General features: G+C 65.6%; 16 protein-coding genes. 10 read left to right on the top strand and 6 right to left on the bottom strand.

Features of this window, described 5'->3' with window-relative positions; genetic code table 11:
- Positions 1–104 precede the first annotated feature (104 nt).
- The 3 genes from ABIB73_RS34775 to ABIB73_RS34765 are packed head-to-tail and all read left to right on the top strand — an operon-like array spanning position 105 to position 4,111.
- Entirely contained in the window at positions 105–1,511 is a 1,407-nt protein-coding gene (locus tag ABIB73_RS34775; RefSeq protein WP_354231692.1) for a DegQ family serine endoprotease, read from the top strand.
- Entirely contained in the window at positions 1,508–2,839 is a 1,332-nt protein-coding gene (locus ABIB73_RS34770; protein WP_354231690.1) for a replication-associated recombination protein A, read from the top strand. Before ABIB73_RS34775 ends, ABIB73_RS34770 begins: the two co-directional genes overlap by 4 nt.
- A 57-nt stretch (positions 2,840–2,896) precedes the next feature.
- Positions 2,897–4,111: an RluA family pseudouridine synthase gene (locus ABIB73_RS34765; RefSeq protein ID WP_354231688.1), complete on the top strand. Its 1,215-nt coding sequence runs from the start codon at positions 2,897–2,899 to the stop codon at positions 4,109–4,111.
- Positions 4,112–4,294: 183 nt separating this feature from the next.
- Here ABIB73_RS34765 and ABIB73_RS34760 read toward each other — a convergent pair whose 3' ends face one another.
- Positions 4,295–4,741: a hypothetical protein gene (locus ABIB73_RS34760; protein WP_354231687.1), complete on the bottom strand. Its 447-nt coding sequence runs from the start codon at positions 4,739–4,741 to the stop codon at positions 4,295–4,297.
- 76 nt (positions 4,742–4,817) lie between these two features.
- Between ABIB73_RS34760 and ABIB73_RS34755 the strand changes: the two genes are divergently transcribed.
- From ABIB73_RS34755 to ABIB73_RS34735, 5 genes are all read left to right on the top strand, one after another.
- The gene (locus ABIB73_RS34755; RefSeq protein ID WP_354231686.1) at positions 4,818–5,612 is read left to right on the top strand and encodes an ATP12 family chaperone protein; all 795 of its coding nucleotides are present in this window, start codon (positions 4,818–4,820) and stop codon (positions 5,610–5,612) included.
- Positions 5,613–5,665: 53 nt separating this feature from the next.
- Positions 5,666–7,306: a flagellar hook-length control protein FliK gene (gene fliK, locus ABIB73_RS34750; RefSeq protein ID WP_354231684.1), complete on the top strand. Its 1,641-nt coding sequence runs from the start codon at positions 5,666–5,668 to the stop codon at positions 7,304–7,306.
- Positions 7,303–7,566: an EscU/YscU/HrcU family type III secretion system export apparatus switch protein gene (locus ABIB73_RS34745; protein WP_354231683.1), complete on the top strand. Its 264-nt coding sequence runs from the start codon at positions 7,303–7,305 to the stop codon at positions 7,564–7,566. Before fliK ends, ABIB73_RS34745 begins: the two co-directional genes overlap by 4 nt.
- Before the next feature lie 74 nt (positions 7,567–7,640).
- Complete coding sequence (locus tag ABIB73_RS34740; RefSeq protein ID WP_502918479.1) at positions 7,641–8,459, top strand: penicillin-binding transpeptidase domain-containing protein; 819 nt, start codon at positions 7,641–7,643, stop codon at positions 8,457–8,459.
- Between the two features lie 78 nt (positions 8,460–8,537).
- Positions 8,538–9,194, top strand: coding sequence for a carboxymuconolactone decarboxylase family protein (locus ABIB73_RS34735; RefSeq protein WP_354231679.1), 657 nt, complete (start codon positions 8,538–8,540; stop codon positions 9,192–9,194).
- 86 nt (positions 9,195–9,280) lie between these two features.
- Here ABIB73_RS34735 and ABIB73_RS34730 read toward each other — a convergent pair whose 3' ends face one another.
- Both ABIB73_RS34730 and ABIB73_RS34725 read right to left on the bottom strand, forming a co-directional pair.
- Positions 9,281–9,796, bottom strand: coding sequence for a hypothetical protein (locus ABIB73_RS34730; protein WP_354231677.1), 516 nt, complete (start codon positions 9,794–9,796; stop codon positions 9,281–9,283).
- Positions 9,797–9,958: 162 nt separating this feature from the next.
- Positions 9,959–10,363, bottom strand: a complete 405-nt coding sequence (locus ABIB73_RS34725; RefSeq protein WP_354231676.1) for a DUF4260 domain-containing protein — start codon at positions 10,361–10,363, stop codon at positions 9,959–9,961.
- A gap of 146 nt (positions 10,364–10,509) precedes the next feature.
- Here ABIB73_RS34725 and ABIB73_RS34720 point away from each other — a divergent pair, with 146 nt between their 5' ends.
- Complete coding sequence (locus ABIB73_RS34720) at positions 10,510–12,042, top strand: acyl-CoA carboxylase subunit beta (RefSeq protein WP_354231675.1); 1,533 nt, start codon at positions 10,510–10,512, stop codon at positions 12,040–12,042.
- A 421-nt stretch (positions 12,043–12,463) separates the two neighbouring features.
- On the top strand, positions 12,464–12,811 hold the full coding sequence (locus tag ABIB73_RS34715) for a hypothetical protein (RefSeq protein ID WP_354231674.1): 348 nt from the start codon (positions 12,464–12,466) through the stop codon (positions 12,809–12,811).
- A gap of 28 nt (positions 12,812–12,839) precedes the next feature.
- Here the strand turns inward: ABIB73_RS34715 and ABIB73_RS34710 are convergent, their stop codons facing one another.
- The 3 genes from ABIB73_RS34710 to ABIB73_RS34700 all read right to left on the bottom strand — a co-directional run bounded on the left by ABIB73_RS34710 (position 12,840) and on the right by ABIB73_RS34700 (position 15,792).
- The gene (locus ABIB73_RS34710; protein ID WP_354231673.1) at positions 12,840–12,992 is read right to left on the bottom strand and encodes a hypothetical protein; all 153 of its coding nucleotides are present in this window, start codon (positions 12,990–12,992) and stop codon (positions 12,840–12,842) included.
- A gap of 116 nt (positions 12,993–13,108) precedes the next feature.
- Complete coding sequence (locus ABIB73_RS34705) at positions 13,109–13,756, bottom strand: glutathione S-transferase family protein (RefSeq protein ID WP_354231672.1); 648 nt, start codon at positions 13,754–13,756, stop codon at positions 13,109–13,111.
- A 77-nt stretch (positions 13,757–13,833) separates the two neighbouring features.
- Complete coding sequence (locus ABIB73_RS34700) at positions 13,834–15,792, bottom strand: alpha/beta hydrolase domain-containing protein (RefSeq protein WP_354231671.1); 1,959 nt, start codon at positions 15,790–15,792, stop codon at positions 13,834–13,836.
- Positions 15,793–15,815: the final 23 nt, after the last annotated feature.

Raw genomic sequence — 15,815 nt, 5'->3', positions numbered from 1 at the left:
TTGCATTTGGGAGACACCGGAAGGGGGCTGAATATTGCCGCCCGGCGCCCTTCTATTGAGGGGCGAACGCGCCTATATTCCGACGTCTTTTCCGTGAGGTAGGAATGTTTCGACCGATCCGTGCCGCCGTCTTCATCGCATTGTGCATAGCCTTTTCGGCCCACTTCAATCCGGCCTCGGCGCAGGACCGCCGCGTCCCGTCGTCTGCGGCCGAGCTACGGCTGTCCTATGCCCCGATCGTGCAGCGGGTGCAGCCGGCGGTCGTCAACGTCTATGCGGCCAAGATGGTGCAGAACCGCAACCCGCTCCTGGACGACCCGATCTTCCGCCGCTTCTTCGGCGTTCCGGGCCAGCAGCCCGAGCAGATGCAGCGCTCGCTCGGCTCCGGCGTCATCGTCGATGCGTCCGGTCTGGTCGTGACCAACGTCCACGTCATCGAGGGTGCCGATCAGGTCAAGGTGTCGCTGTCGGACAAGCGGGAGTTCGAGGCCGATATCGTCCTGAAGGATCCCCGCAGCGATCTCGCCGTGCTGCGCCTGAAGGACACCAAGGAGAAGTTTCCGACGCTCGACTTCACCAATTCGGATGAGCTGATGGTCGGCGACGTCGTGCTCGCGATCGGCAATCCCTTCGGCGTCGGCCAGACCGTGACCCACGGCATCATTTCGGCGCTCGCGCGCACGCAGGTCGGCATCACCGACTATCAATTCTTCATCCAGACCGACGCGGCGATCAATCCCGGCAATTCCGGCGGTGCGCTGGTCGACATGAGTGGCAAGCTCGCCGGCATCAACACCGCGATCTATTCGCGGTCGGGCGGCTCGCAAGGCATCGGCTTTGCGATTCCTGCCAACATGGTGCGCGTCGTCGTGGCCTCCGCCAAGGGCGGCGGCAAGGCGGTGAAGCGGCCATGGCTCGGCGCAAAGTTGCAGGCGGTGACGCCCGAGATCGCCGAAAGTCTCGGCCTGCGCTCGCCGTCCGGCGCGCTGGTCGCAAGCGTCGTTCCGAGCGGACCAGCCGCCAAGGCCGGCCTGAAATCCTCCGACCTGATCGTTGCGATCGACGGCCAAGCCGTCGACGACCCCAACGCCTTCGACTATCGCTTTGCCACCCGGCCGCTCGGCGGCACGGCGCAGATCGACGTACAGCGCGGCGGCAAGCCGGTGAAGCTGACGGTGGCGCTGGAGACCGCGCCGGATTCGGGCCGCAACGAGCTCGTCATCACCGCGCGCTCACCGTTCCAGGGCGCGAAGATCTCGACCATCACCCCGGCGGTCGCCGACGAGTTGCATCTCGATGCCGACACCGAGGGCGTTGTCATCACCGAGCTTGGCGACGACTCGCCGGCCGCCAATGTCGGCTTCCAGAAAGGCGACATCATCCTCGCCGTCAACAACCAGAAGATCGGCAAGACCGGCGACCTGGAGAAGGCGGCAGGCGATCGTCAGCGGCTCTGGCGCATCACGCTGGTGCGCGGCGGCCAGCAGATCAACGTCACGCTCGGCGGATGAGTCCGAAGCGACCACAGGAGACGCCAACTCTCTTTGCCGCGGCGGGGCTCGATCACGAGGCTCCGCATCCGCTGCCGGATCGCCTGCGGCCGCGCGCATTGTCGGAGGTCGTCGGCCAGGACCACATCCTCGGCCCCGACGGCGCGCTGACGCGCATGCTGGAGACCCGCACGCTTGGCTCGCTGGTGTTCTGGGGCCCACCCGGCACCGGCAAGACCACGGTGGCGCGGCTGCTGGCTGACGCGACCGACCTGCATTTCGAGCAGATCTCGGCGGTGTTCTCCGGTGTCGCCGACCTCAAGAAGGCCTTTGAAGCCGCGCGCGCCCGTCGCGAGATGGGCAAGGGCACGCTGCTGTTCGTCGACGAGGTGCATCGTTTCAATCGCGCCCAGCAGGACTCGTTTCTGCCGGTGATGGAAGACGGCACGGTGGTGATGGTCGGTGCCACCACCGAAAACCCGTCCTTCGAGCTCAACGCGGCGCTTCTGTCGCGCGCGCGTGTGCTGGTGTTTCATTCGCTCGACGCCGCTGCCATCGAGAAGCTGTTCGTGCATGCCGAAGCGGTGGAGGGCCGGAAGCTGCCGCTCGATGCCGAGGCGCGCGCAGTGCTGGTGCGCATGGCCGACGGCGATGGCCGTGCCTCGCTCACGCTCGTCGAAGAGGTTTGGCGCGCTGCCCGCAAGGACGAGATTTTCAATGCTGCGCAATTGCAGGACATCCTGCAACGCCGCGCGCCGATCTACGACAAATCCGCCGACGGCCACTACAACCTGATCTCGGCCCTGCATAAATCCGTGCGCGGCTCTGATCCTGATGCGGCACTGTATTATCTCGCGCGCATGCTCGATGCCGGGGAGGATCCGCTGTTCCTGGCCCGCCGCGTCGTGCGCATGGCGGTCGAGGACATCGGCCTTGCCGATCCGCAGGCGCTCGTCATCGCCAACGCGGCCAAGGACGCCTTCGATTTTCTGGGGTCGCCCGAAGGCGAGCTCGCCATCGCGCAAGCGGTGGTCTATCTCGCCACCGCGCCGAAATCGAACGCCGTCTACACCGCCTTCGGTGCGGCGATGCAGACCGCGAAGCAGGCCGGCTCGCTGCTGCCGCCGAAGCATATCCTCAACTCGCCGACCAAGCTGATGAAGTCCGAAGGCTACGGCGCAGCTTACGAATACGACCACGACACGCCCGACGCCTTTTCGGGGCAGGACTATTTTCCGGAAGCCCTGGGCCGCCAGACCTTCTACGACCCGCCCGAGCGCGGTTTTGAGCGAGAAATCCGGAAGCGGCTGGATTATTGGGCGAAGCTGCGGAAGGAGCGGGGCGGCTAAGGCTAGAATCGCCATTTCGCCGTGACGCGAGGCCACTTTTGGGCTAGGCAGGCAGCCATGAGCCGCCGCATCAAGAGAATGAATCCCAAGCCCCGTTCGCGTGACGAGCGCGACGATTCGCGTCCGTTCAAGGCGCGTAGCGCGAAGGCTGGGCCCCGGCCGGGCGGCAAGCCTGGCGCGAAGCCGCCGCGGTTTGCCTCAGAGCGCACCGAGCGGCGCGCGCCTAAACCTCCGCTAGAAACGCCCGCGCCGGCAAAGCCCGTCGAGGCGCTGCTGCCGACCAAGGTGCAGACCGTCACCGTGACGGCGGACGAGAACAACATGCGCGTCGATCGCTTCCTCGAAGCGCGTTTTCCCGGCCTGTCGTTCTCCCATATCCAGCGCGTCGTGCGCAAAGGCGAGCTGCGTGTCGACGGCAAGCGCGTCGACAGCAAGGATCGCCTGGAGGAGGGGCAGAGCGTCCGCATTCCGCCGCTGAAGCTGGACGCCCCGAAGGCGGCGGTCGGCTCCCCGTCGGAGGCCGCCCAGAAGACGCTTGCCGCGCTGAAGGAGATGACGATCTACGAGGACGACGACGTCCTCGTCCTGAACAAGCCCGCCGGCCTTGCCGTGCAGGGTGGCTCGGGCATGACACGCCACATCGACCAGATGCTCGAGGTGATGCGCGACGCCAAGGGACAGAAGCCTCGCCTGGTGCACCGGATCGACAGGGAGACGTCGGGTTGCCTCCTGGTCGCCAAGACGCGCTTCGCCGCAAGCCATCTGACCGGCGCGTTCCGCTCGCGGTCGGCGCGAAAAACCTATTGGGCGCTGGTGCCGGGCCTGCCGAAGCCGAAGCAGGGCCGTATCTCGACGTTCCTCGCAAAAGAGGAGAGCGAGGACGACACCATCATGCGCATCGCCGCGCATGGCGACGAGGGCGCCAGCCACGCGGTGACCTATTACGCGGTGGTCGAGACTGCCGGCAACAAGCTGACCTGGGTGTCGTTGAAACCGGTGACGGGCCGTACCCACCAGCTCCGCGCGCACATGGAGCATATCGGCCATCCCATCGTCGGTGATCCCAAATATTTCAACATCGAGAATTGGCAACTGCCGGGCGGCCTGCAAAACCGGCTGCATCTACTCGCACGCCGCATCGTGATCCCGCATCCGCGTGGCGGCGTGATCGATGCCACCGCGCCCTTGCCGCAACACATGCAGCAGTCGTGGAATCTGCTTGGGCTGGATGCAAGCCGATTTGATCCGATCGAGAACGCGCCTGAGGAGTAGTTGAGCCGCAACAGGCGGCTTCCCCGATGTCGTCCTGGCGAAAGCCAGGACCCATTACCCCTGGATTGGGTGAGCTGGTCGGTACCAACCGCGGTGTTCTCTCGAGAGATCACGCGGTATGGGTCCTGGCCTTCGCGAGGACGACACCAGATATTTGGTCGGCAGTTGGGCCTACAATCCCCCTCAATTCCGAAACTGCTCCAGAAACATCCGCAAGCTGTCGTGCGGGCTTTCGACGTCGGTGATCAGCCAGCCCTCCGGTCCATTGACCAGGATGAAGTTCAGCGTCACCCGCCGGCCGCGATTGTCGAAATTCGCCGCGACATAGGTCTTGTCGTATTGCTTGCGTACCACGGCGATCGCGACCGGACCGAGCTTCCAGCTCGGGCTCTGCACCAGGAAATCATAGGGTTCGGCCCGCGGCGCGGACCACACCTTGCGCAGGCTGGGGTCGAAGAACTGCCGGGCGGTTGCGGCGTCCCGCGGCAGGCCTTTGGACAGCTCGGGCGCGCCCTCGCCGTAATAGGCGTAGATGTTGCGCACCAGCGATTCCGGGGTGCGGAAGCCGGCCTGCGCCGCGGCCAGCCAAAGCCCGGCGAACAGGGCCACAATGCCCGCAAGTTCCCTCATGCCCGCTGCTCGCTTTATCGGCCGCCGGTCTTATTCTAAAAGCCTAGCATTCAGCGGCGGAGACCGAAAACTCAAGATGCGCGAATTGTTCGACGAGATGGCGGGGAAGTCCCCGCTCGATCCGCAAGAGGCGGTCCGCCAGGCGGCGCGCACGCCGCAGCGCAAGCGCTTCTACAAGGAGGCGGGCGTGGCCGAGGCCGAGGGTGGTTTTGCCATCACGCTCGACGGCAAGCCGATCCGCACGCCGTCGGGCCGCCAGGTGGTGATCCCTTCGCGCGCGTTGGCCGATGTGGTGGCCGCGGAATGGGCGGCGCAACGGGAGACGATCAACCCCCTGGGCATGCCGCTGACTCGGATCGCCAACAGCGTGGTCGAGGGCGTCGTCGACCGTGTCGAGCTCGTCAGCGACGACCTCGCAAAATACTTCCAGTCCGACCTGCTGTTCTATCGCGCCGGTCACCCCGAGGGGCTGGTCGCCCGCGAGGCCGCGCATTGGGATCCCGTGCTGTTCTGGGCCGCGGAGACGCTGGGGGCGCATTTCATCCTGTCCGAGGGCATCATGTATGTGAAGCAGCCGGACGAGGCCATTCAGGCCGCGCGCGCGGCGCTGCCGAACGATCCGTGGTCGGTCGCGGCGCTTCACGTCATCACGACGATGACCGGCTCGGCCCTATTGGCGCTGGCCCTGTCCCATGGCGTCCGCGATGCCAACCAGGTCTGGGCGGCAGCCTACGTCGATGAGGACTGGAATGCCGGTAAATGGGGCGTGGACGAGGAGGCGGCCGGCCGCCGCGCCGCCCGCCTGAGGGATTTTCAGGCCGCCGTTACGGTTCTGGCGGCGGTAAAGCCGCCCGCGGCCAAAGGTCCTTAAGGAGAGGTTTACGACGCAGGCGTTAGGGTGGTCCGCGCTTCCTGGGCCCCGCGATGCCAACGCCGATAAGCTCGATTGTTCCCGTCAGTGCTGCCAGCTCTGTAGCTGATGCAGCGACGCCTGATCTCGTGCTTCAGGCCGGCAGCGTCGTCGATGCCAAAGTGGTCAGCGTGCTCGCCGACAATCTGGTGCGGATCGCGATCGCCAATCTTTCGATGGACGTGATGTCGGAGGTAGCGCTGTCGCCGGGGCAGAATCTTCAGCTTGCTGTGTCGCAGAACGATGGCACCATCCGGCTTGCTGTCGTCAACGGGGCAGGCGAGGCGACGTCCGATCAGATCACGCTGACTCCGGCTGCTGCCTCGCTGGTGGACAGCCCGCCGCTTGTGCCGTCCGCGCCCACGGCACGCAACCCACTGACGCCCGCGGAGCAGATCGCCGTCACTGTCGCCTCGGCCGAAGCCGTGACCAGGCAAGGCAGCCAAGCGCCGCTGTTCGCCAATCTGGCCTCGGTCGTGACCGGCAGCGACCTGCCGGCCGGACTAAAGCAGGCGGTGCTGAACGTGCTGGCGCAGCAGACGCCGCTCAACACCGGGCTCGACGGCGCCGACATCGAATCCGCCTTCCAGAAATCCGGGCTGTTTCTCGAAGCCTCGCTGGCCGCTGGTGCGACGCCGTCGTCGGGCGCGGTGCCGGACCTGAAGGCAGCATTGCTCGTGCTGCGCCAGACGCTGGCGGCGACCACCGGCACGCTCGAGATCGGCGCGCCGCAAGCGCCGACGCAAGGCGCCACGCTTTCAACAAGCGCCACAACTCCACCACAGGCCACAGCTTCGCTGGCTCAGGTTGCGGGTGAGGCCGCCCAGACAGCACTGCCGTTGGCCGAAGCCGACGGAACCCAATCGCCGCAGCTGTTGCGCGGAGCAACCGTTGCAGCCGCGGTGTTGGCCGACCTGGCAGGCGACGCCCCACAGGCGGTGATCCCGCGGACGATGACCGCAGGCCTTGCCGCCGGCCTGTTGCAAGAAGTCACGCAAAACCTGCCGCGCATGATGGGCAACGTACCGGGCTCCAACAAGGCCGTGCCGGATGGCCACGTCTTCGACGCGGCGGCGCGCACGACAACGCCACCGCCGTTCCGCGGCGCGCTGCCGTCGCCGCAATCCGTCGCCTCGCCATCGCTTGCGCCAGATACGCCGCTGGCTGCGGCCGTGCATCGCCTGCTCGACGACACCAATGCCGCGATCGCGCGGCAGACCCTGTTGCAGGTCGCTTCGCTCCCTGACCGCGTCGACGCCAGCGGCCACCGCATCGACCCGACCGTGCCGCAGTGGAATTTCGAAATTCCGTTCGCGACCCCGCAGGGCACCGCGATGGCGCAGTTCGAGATCTCGCGCGATGGCGCTGGCGAGTCCGCCGATCCCGCCAAGCGCGCCTGGCGCGCGCGCTTCTCGCTCAATGTCGAGCCGACCGGACCCGTGCATGCGCTGATCACGCTCAACGGCGACAAGACCTTTGTGCGGATGTGGGCCGAGCGGCCGACGACGGCGCAACAGCTCCGCGCCGGCATCGGCGAGCTCAGCCAGGCCCTGACCAGGGCTGAGCTCAAGCCCGGCGACATCGTGGTCCGCGACGGCACCCCGCCGCAGCCCGCACCGGCCCGTGCCGGACATTTCCTGGATCGCGCCACATGAGCGACGAGTCCAAGCTCGCGATCGCGCTGCATTACGAGAAGGGCAGCGGCGCTCCCGTAGTGGTCGCCAAGGGCAAGGGCACGATCGGCGCAAAGATTGTCGAGATCGCCCAGGCCCACGACATCCCGATCGAGGAGAACGAGGTGTTGGCCGGCGCGCTCTCCAAGATCGAGCTCGGCGAGGAGATCCCGCCGGATCTCTACAAGGCCGTCGCCGAAGTGCTGGTGTTCGTGCTGCGACTGTCGGGCCGAGTGCGCTAGCGCGCACTGTCATCGTTTCACCACGATAGCGGCTGCATGGTCGCGCCGTCTCCAATCCCCAACGGATGCCGCTCTTGTTAACCCGCCGTTCCACCCTCGGCCTTCTTGCCGCAGCCGCCGCTCTGCCACAGCGCGCGCTCGCCAATGTCGCGCCGCCGCGCAATGAAATCCGCGACAGCCTGGCGAAGCGCTTCACCGATCTTGGAACGGCCGGTACATTCGTCGGCTACAAGGTCGAGGATTATTTGATCGTCGCGAGCGACAGGGATCGCTCCGGCGAGGGCAAGCTTCCGGCCTCGACGTTCAAGATCCCGAACTCGCTGATTGCGCTGGAGACCGGCGTGGTCTCCGATCCTGACAAGGATGTATTTCCCTGGGACGGGGTGAAGCGCCCCCTCGAGGCCTGGAACAAGGACCACACGCTGCGCAGTGCGATTCTCGTGAGCGCGGTGCCGGTCTATCAGGAGATTGCGCGCCGGATCGGCCAAGAGCGCATGCAAAAGTTCGTCGACCTGTTCGACTACGGCAATCGCGACATCGGCGGCGGCATCGACCAGTTCTGGCTCACCGGCGCCTTGCGCATCGATCCGATCGAGCAGATCGATTTCGTCGACCGGCTGCGCCGCCGCGCGCTGCCGATTTCCAGGCGCAGCCAGGATCTCGTGGCCGACATCCTGCCGGTGACCAAGGTCGGCGATAGCATCATCCGCGCCAAGTCCGGGCTGCTGGGCGCCGAGCGCGGCGCGCCGTCGCTCGGCTGGATGGTCGGCTGGGCCGAGAAGGGTGAGGCGCACACGGTGTTTGCGCTCAACATGGACTGCAGCGAGCCGCGCCTCGTCGGCGAGCGCATGCCGCTGACGCAAGCCTGCCTTGGCGATATCGGCGCGATCTGACCCAACCATGCTGGCGCGCGCGTCGCCGCTCGACTAGCATCGTCCCGACCAAGCAAGAAAAAAGGTCGGGAGGAAGCAATGAATTCAACGCCGCTCTGGCTGTCGTCGCTCACGCTTGCCGCCGCGGGCGGCTGGCTCGTCGCGACGGTGTTTGCAGCACCAGCCACCAGCAAGGAGCCGCGCTTTCCGCAGCTCACCATGGATCAGCTCGATGCCAAGCAGAAGCCGCTCGGCGAGCAGATCATGAAAGTGTCGAGCGTCGGCATCGGCGGACCCTATAATCCGATGATCCGCAGTCCCGTGCTCGGCCAGCGCCTGTTTGATCTGTTCTACTATCTGCGCTGGGAAACGTCCGTTCCAACCAAGCTCAACGAATTCGCGATTCTGATCATCGGGCGGCAGTGGCGCTCGCAGGTGGAATGGTTCGCCCATGCGCCGCTCGCGGCGAAGGCCGGCCTGTCGCCTGACATCATCGCAGAGCTCAAGGCCAACAAGCGGCCGTCGAACATGGCCGAGGACGAGGCCGTGGTCTACGACTTCGTCACCGAGTTGACCACGACCAAGAAGGTTTCGGACGAGACCTACGCGCGCGCCAAGAAGGTGTTCAGCGATCAGCAGATCGTCGATCTCACGGCGGTCTCTGGCAACTACGTCATGGTCGCGATGCTGCTCGCCATGGCCGAGGAGACCACGCCGCCGGACAAGCAGGAGCCGTTCAAGCCCGGCGAACCATAGGGCGCCTCAGGCCTTGTCGGCCGCCTTCTTCGCCGTCATCGCCTGGTCGATCGCAAAGCCGCCGATCTCGCTCATCGCCTGCGAGATCACGTCGCCTTTCCCCGCAAAGCCATTCGCGAGATAGTCGAACTGCGTCCGCGCCAGCCGCAGCACTTCGATCGGCACCGAGCCGCGGTCTCGTTAAAACTGTCGACGGAGGCGCGCAGCGTCTCGAGCTCGGTGGTGAGCTTGCCGATATGGCTTTCCGCATCCCGCATGAGGCCGAGCAGCTTGCTGCGTTCGGTGTCGAATGCTGCGCGCTCGGCTACGGCGGCCGCGGTCACGTCCGCAAGCTGCGCCCGCAGCGCCTCGATCTGGCTGACCATGGCGTCGGAGGCGAGCTTGGCAGCCTCGCGCAGCGCGACATGGCGCGTGTTCTCTTCCTGCTGCTGATGATAGAGCCGCTCGGCCGTCATCGCCCGCTGTGTCAGCGACACGATCAGGCTTGCTGCACGCAGCAGCATCTCGCCGTTGCGCCCCGACACCATGCTGGCCATGCGCCGCAGGAAGTCGGTGGTCTCGGACGATGAGTTCGGCGGCAGGGGGACGACCGTGGCGGACATGTGTGATGCTTGCAGCCAGACGTGATGACCGCCGCCGTACCGACTGAGCTCACGCAACATTCGGCGCCAGATCGAGAGGGAAGCAAGCCTGAATCGGCTGGCCCGGTCAACCGGCGAGAGCCGACAAAATGGCCGCCATCCCGCCGCCAAAGCGCGCAAGGCTCAGCCGTCCGTCTGCCGCCCGATCCGCCCGAGATGGGTGAAGCCGAAGCCCGCCGAATATTTCAGGCCATAGCCGAGCGCCCGGTCGATGCCGATATGGGCGAGCCAGATCAAGGCGATGGACAAGGTCAAGGGCGAGGCGAAGCCGAAGCCCAGCGTCATCAGCGTCACCGGTGCCATGTAGCTGTGGGCGGTGTTGTAGACGATCGCCCCGAACCGTGCGTCCGACAGATAGGCCAGAAAGCTCAGATCGGGGACCAGGAAGAGCAGGAGATAGACCGTCCACGAGCCGCCCCAGGCCGCGTAGAGCATCGTCATGCCGATGAACAGGGTCAGCCCCTCCAGCCGGAGCAGGAGCTTGACGCCGCCGGTCGCAGCACCCGTCTCGTCCCTGGCCTCATTCATGATCCGCCTCCCAGGCAAAACTTTGTAATCCCTCACGGTTTTCCGCGCGGGCAGGGCAGCCCTGCGAGGCCGAAAGGCGCTTCCCGGCCCGCAAAATGCCATGTTAGAACGCCCAGCACTTAAGGCTTAAGAACTGGCGGGAGCAAATGAAGAATATCCTGGACGCCCTTGAAGACCGTCGTGCCGGCGCAAAGCTCGGCGGCGGGGAGAAGCGCATCGTGGCGCAGCACGCCCGCGGCAAGCTGACCGCGCGCGAGCGCATCGAGCTGCTGCTCGACAAGGGATCGTTCGAGGAATTCGACATGTTCGTCGAGCACCGCTCCACCGAGTTCGGCATGGAGAAGAACAAGATCCCCGGCGACGGCGTCGTCACCGGCTGGGGCACCGTCAACGGCCGCAAGACTTTTGTGTTCGCCAAGGACTTCACCGTGTTCGGCGGCTCGCTGTCCGAGACCCACGCGCTGAAGATCACCAAGCTCCAGGACATGGCGATGAAGGCGAGGGCGCCCATCATCGGCCTCTATGACGCGGGTGGCGCGCGCATCCAGGAAGGCGTAGCTGCCTTGGCCGGCTACTCCTACGTGTTCCGCCGCAACGTGCTCGCCTCGGGCGTGATCCCGCAGATCTCCGTCATCATGGGCCCCTGCGCCGGCGGCGACGTCTACTCGCCGGCCATGACCGACTTCATCTTCATGGTGAAGAACACCAGCTACATGTTCGTCACCGGCCCCGACGTGGTGAAGACTGTCACCAACGAGGTCGTCACCGCCGAAGAGCTCGGCGGCGCCTCCGTGCACGCGACGCGCTCCTCGATCGCCGATGGCGCCTTCGAGAACGACGTCGAGACGCTGCTCCAGATGCGGCGCCTGATCGACTTCCTGCCGTCCAACAACACTGACGGCGTGCCGGAATGGCCGAGCTTCGACGACATCGGCCGCGTCGACATGTCGCTCGACACGCTGATCCCCGACAATCCGAACAAGCCCTACGACATGAAGGAACTGATCCTGAAGGTCGTGGACGAGGGCGACTTCTTCGAGATCTCGGACTCTTTTGCCAAGAACATCGTCACCGGCTTCGGCCGTATCGCGGGCCGCACCGTCGGCTTCGTCGCCAACCAGCCGATGGTGCTGGCCGGCGTGCTCGACTCTGACGCCTCGCGCAAGGCCGCGCGCTTCGTTCGTTTCTGCGACGCCTTCAACATTCCGATCGTCACCTTCGTCGACGTGCCGGGCTTCCTGCCGGGCACGGCGCAGGAATATGGCGGCCTGATCAAGCACGGCGCCAAGCTGCTGTTTGCTTACTCGCAATGCACCGTGCCGCTGGTGACCATCATCACCCGCAAGGCCTATGGCGGAGCCTTCGACGTCATGGCCTCCAAGGAGATCGGCGCCGACATGAACTACGCCTGGCCGACCGCCCAGATCGCCGTGATGGGCGCCAAGGGCGCGGTCGAGATCATCTTCCGCAGTGACATCGGCGACCCCGACAAGATCGCAGCAAGAACCAAGGAATACGAAGATCGCTTCCTGTCGCCGTTCATTGCCGCCGAACGCGGCTACATCGACGACGTCATCATGCCGCACTCGACCCGCAAGCGGATCGCGCGGGCGCTGTCGATGCTGAAGGACAAGAAGGTGGAGACGCCGGCGAAGAAGCACGACAATTTGCCGTTGTGAATGAAGCGTAGGGCGGGTAGGCGAAGCGTAACCCGCCAAATGCAAGGGAACCAGGCAGCCGAAGACGAGCCTCACACGACGAGTGTTTTCGACTTGTCCGAGGACCATCCGCTGCGTGTTGCACACAAGAAGTGCAGCACCGCGCAGACATCGAGCGCAGTCAGCTTTGCGGTTGCCTCTATTGCAGAACGACGTTTGGTTCGGATCAGATTGTCGAATGGGTTGATGAGGACTCTACAGCCCTCTGCCCCAACTGCGGAATCGACAGCGTGATTGGAGACGCCTCCGGCGTGCAGATTACGATGGCTTTTCTGGAGGCAATGCATTCAGCTTGGTTTGCTATACGCTAGGTTGGTTGCGCCCTACAGTCGTCCCGACGCTAGGTTTCGTTCGTGAGCAAGAACCGCCAATCTAGAATCCAATGACCGAAGACGATCCGACCGACGAGATTTCAGACATCGAAGCCCGGATCGAGGCGCTGGCCGAGATCGCCGAGCGATGCCGGAAGTACATCCTGGCGTCCAAGATCGCCATAGGCACGGGTGCCGCGCTGCTGTTGATTACGATCCTCGGCCTGTTCGGGATCGGTCAGACCGCCGCGCTCGGTTCAATTGCCCTGGTGCTCGGTGGGATCGTGTCGCTCGGCTCGAATGTCAGTACGTTGCGGCAAACCGAAAGCGCCATCGGCGCTGCGGAGGCGCTTCGGGCTCAACTGATCAGCAGGATCGAGCTTCGCGTGGTCGCGGATGCGCCGATGAAGCTGGTCTGACGCACCGCGTGGTGGGCGCCGAGACACCTCACGCCGCAGCCTTTTGCGTCAGGACCTGCAACTCCGTGCGGCATTCAGTTGCGAAGGCTTGAAGTCGCTGCGCAGTTTGCTGATCTAGGATTGCCTTCGCCAGCCGCACGGCGCGGGCTAGCTGCTCTCTGAGATATGCGATGCGGGCCATGTGCCACCTTCCGCCGGGATGATTTGACGCAAATTGCTTCGTTCCTATGGCGGTGACCCTATGGCGATCACCACGTTGATTATGTGCGGCTGTTCACGCCCTGCGCCGAGGCCGCGTCAGCGCGCCCGGTCCGCCGCAGCGAAATGCGCCATCTGGTCCGCGCGGGCCTTGACGAAGGCCGGGCGGGCCGTGGCGCGCGCGACATAGGCGCGGCAGGCCGGACTGTCCGACAGCCCGTCGAAGCGATCGACGACGCGCAGCACGTCCGACATCAGGATGTCGGCGACGGAAAAGGATCCCGCCAGCCATTCGCGCGCCGCCAGCACCGTCTCCATGTGCTTGAGGCGGAGCTTGAGGAAATCGTTGACGAACTTCGCGGCAGGTGAGCCATCGTCACTGCCGGTGAACTTGAACATCGTCCAGGGCAAGGCGGGCATCTCCACCGAATTGAGCGCGGCGAACACCCACTCCGTCGCCTCGCTGCGGCCGCGCGGATCGGACGGCATCAGTCTATCGCTGCGTTCGCCGAGATGAAGCAGGATCGCGCCGCTCTCGAAGATCGAGATGTCGCCGTCGGTTAGCCACGGCACCTGTCCAAACGGCTGGTGCGCGAAATGTGCGGCGCCGCGCTCGCCGAACGGCGCGCTCGCGACGCGATAGGGCAGGGCGGCCTCTTCGAGGGCCCAGCGCACGCGAAGGTCGCGGACGAAACCTCGCGGCATCTCGGGAACCCAATCGAAGGTGGTCAGCGTGAGGTCGCCCATCCGGTCTCTCCATGTCTCTGTCCAGAGCAAAGGACGAGCGAAGGGCGCGCGTTCCGACAGTGCAGAGAAGTTTTTCGTCACTGTCCCAGTTTTGCAAGCTTGCCTTGCTTCGCCGCCTCAACCGCGCGCTCCGCATCCTCCGGCAGCAAAATCCGCTCCGCCACCTGCCGCGCCGCCTCACGCCGCACCGCGGCCACATACGCTCCATCGTCCGCATATCGCTCCGCGATCGACAGCCGCGGGTCGTGCACTTCCTTCCGCGCGGCCTCAGTCGGGGCGAATGGCACCACCGCGCCTTGCAGCGGATAGAGCGCCGTCGGCCCAAATCCCTGTGCGCGGGGATTCCATGCCGTGTACGTTGCGCGCGGCACGGCGAGCGCGAGCTGGCGAATGCCCGCAATGGCCATGCCGTCGTCGTCCGCCTTCGGCACGAACACGGGATAGCGGCCGATCTCCTTGGGCGGCAGTATGCTCTGGTCGGAGAAGGCGGCGAGCGTGTGGATGCCGGCGTAGGGCAGGCCGGGGATATCGGTCGGCACGGCACCTTGTGCTGCGACCAGCGTGCCGTGGGCACGCATGGGGACGCGGCTTGCGGGTGGCTTTGTGCCGTCGCTGATCCAGGCGTTGAGGTCGGTGAGCAGCGCGCGCATAGGCCCGCCGGCATGCATCGGGTTCTGCGGCAGCGACATCGCGGGCACGCCCTTGCGCATGACGTCGGCGGCTTCCGCGAAATGCGGCGTGCCCGCGATCATGTAGGCACGGACGTTATCGGGGAGGTCGAGATGGTTGCCGGCAAGATCGGTCACCAGCAGTGAGGCGTGCGAGGCCCACCATTCGTGCTCGCTATCGGTCTGCATCACCTTGGGGCAGGTGACCGAGAGCGAACAGCGCCGCAACAGGCCGTCGGTCTTGCCGGAGAAGGGATCGCTGAGCGTTGCATAGGTGAAGGGGAAAAGATCGGCCTGCCACGCCGGATCCTGCGGATGGCGCGGGTTGCGGCCGGGCTGACCGAAGCGGACATTGGTCGCCATCCGACGCGTGCCGGCGACATGCGGCATCAGGCCGTCGAACACCATGCGGCCCGAGAGGTCTTCGTTGAAGCCGAGATAGAGGTAGTCGCGCAGGAAGCGGCCGGATTGCGAGACGCCGAAGCCGATGGCGCGGCTGACCTGTGGATGCAGGCCGCTGAGCAACGGGTTCGCTTGCGTCTCATCGTGGCGGAGGAAGCTGACGACATCGCGCACGGCCGCATAGCCCATGCCCAGCGGCACCGGATCGCGCGCGGTGTAGGTGATCTCGTAGAGCGCGCCGGCGTCAAGGCCGTCGGGCCGGGTGATCTCCACCGTCGTGGGATCGACGAGTTTTGCCGAGAGGCCGGACGGCGTCTGCCGCGCATCGGCCCAGGCGGCGCGCACGGTGATGTTGAGATTGGCGGCGTCCGCAGCGGGCCAGCTCAGCGTCGCGCGCGCGGGGTTTGTGGTGTTGTCAAAGACGAATTCTTCGCGCGCCGGTCCAGTGACGCCCTTCAGCACCGGCGCCGTCATCGCGAGCTGTCCCGGCTTGGAGGGGATGTCGCCCTGCCAGCCGACCCACGCCATCGTAAAACCCTGGCGGTGCAGGAAACCGATGCCGGCGTCCTCGGCTGTCTGCGCATTGTTGGCGCCGGGCTGGGCGGAATCGTCGAACAGTTGCGGCGCGAGTTTTCTGCCGCGATTGGGCACCTCCAGCAGCAACGTGCCGTTGCCGTGACTGGGATCGGTGGGTCGCAGGATCACGACGTCGGCGGTGGCCTCGACCTTGCCATCGGCGTTGCGCGGCGCGAGCGCGAGATCGGTGATGACGGCGTTGCGGTCGTCGGACGGGTTGAGCGCGATAGTCGCGCGCGCGGTGATGCGCTCATAGCTGCCGACATTGCCAAAGCTGCGGCCGGCGAAGGCCGGCACGCGCTCCAGAATGTCGAAGCGGACGATCTCGGCGCGCAAGGCGAGGGGCCACAGCGAGGCGATCGCAATGAGGCCCGTGATGATCCTGCGCATGGCCGTTCCTTCCCTGATCTCTC

This window comes from Bradyrhizobium sp. F1.4.3, assembly GCF_040548375.1.
In the GTDB taxonomy this organism is placed as follows: Bacteria; Pseudomonadota; Alphaproteobacteria; order Rhizobiales; family Xanthobacteraceae; genus Bradyrhizobium.
Note: the sequence above shows the minus strand (reverse complement) of the source record. Positions and strands in the feature narration are given on the sequence as shown.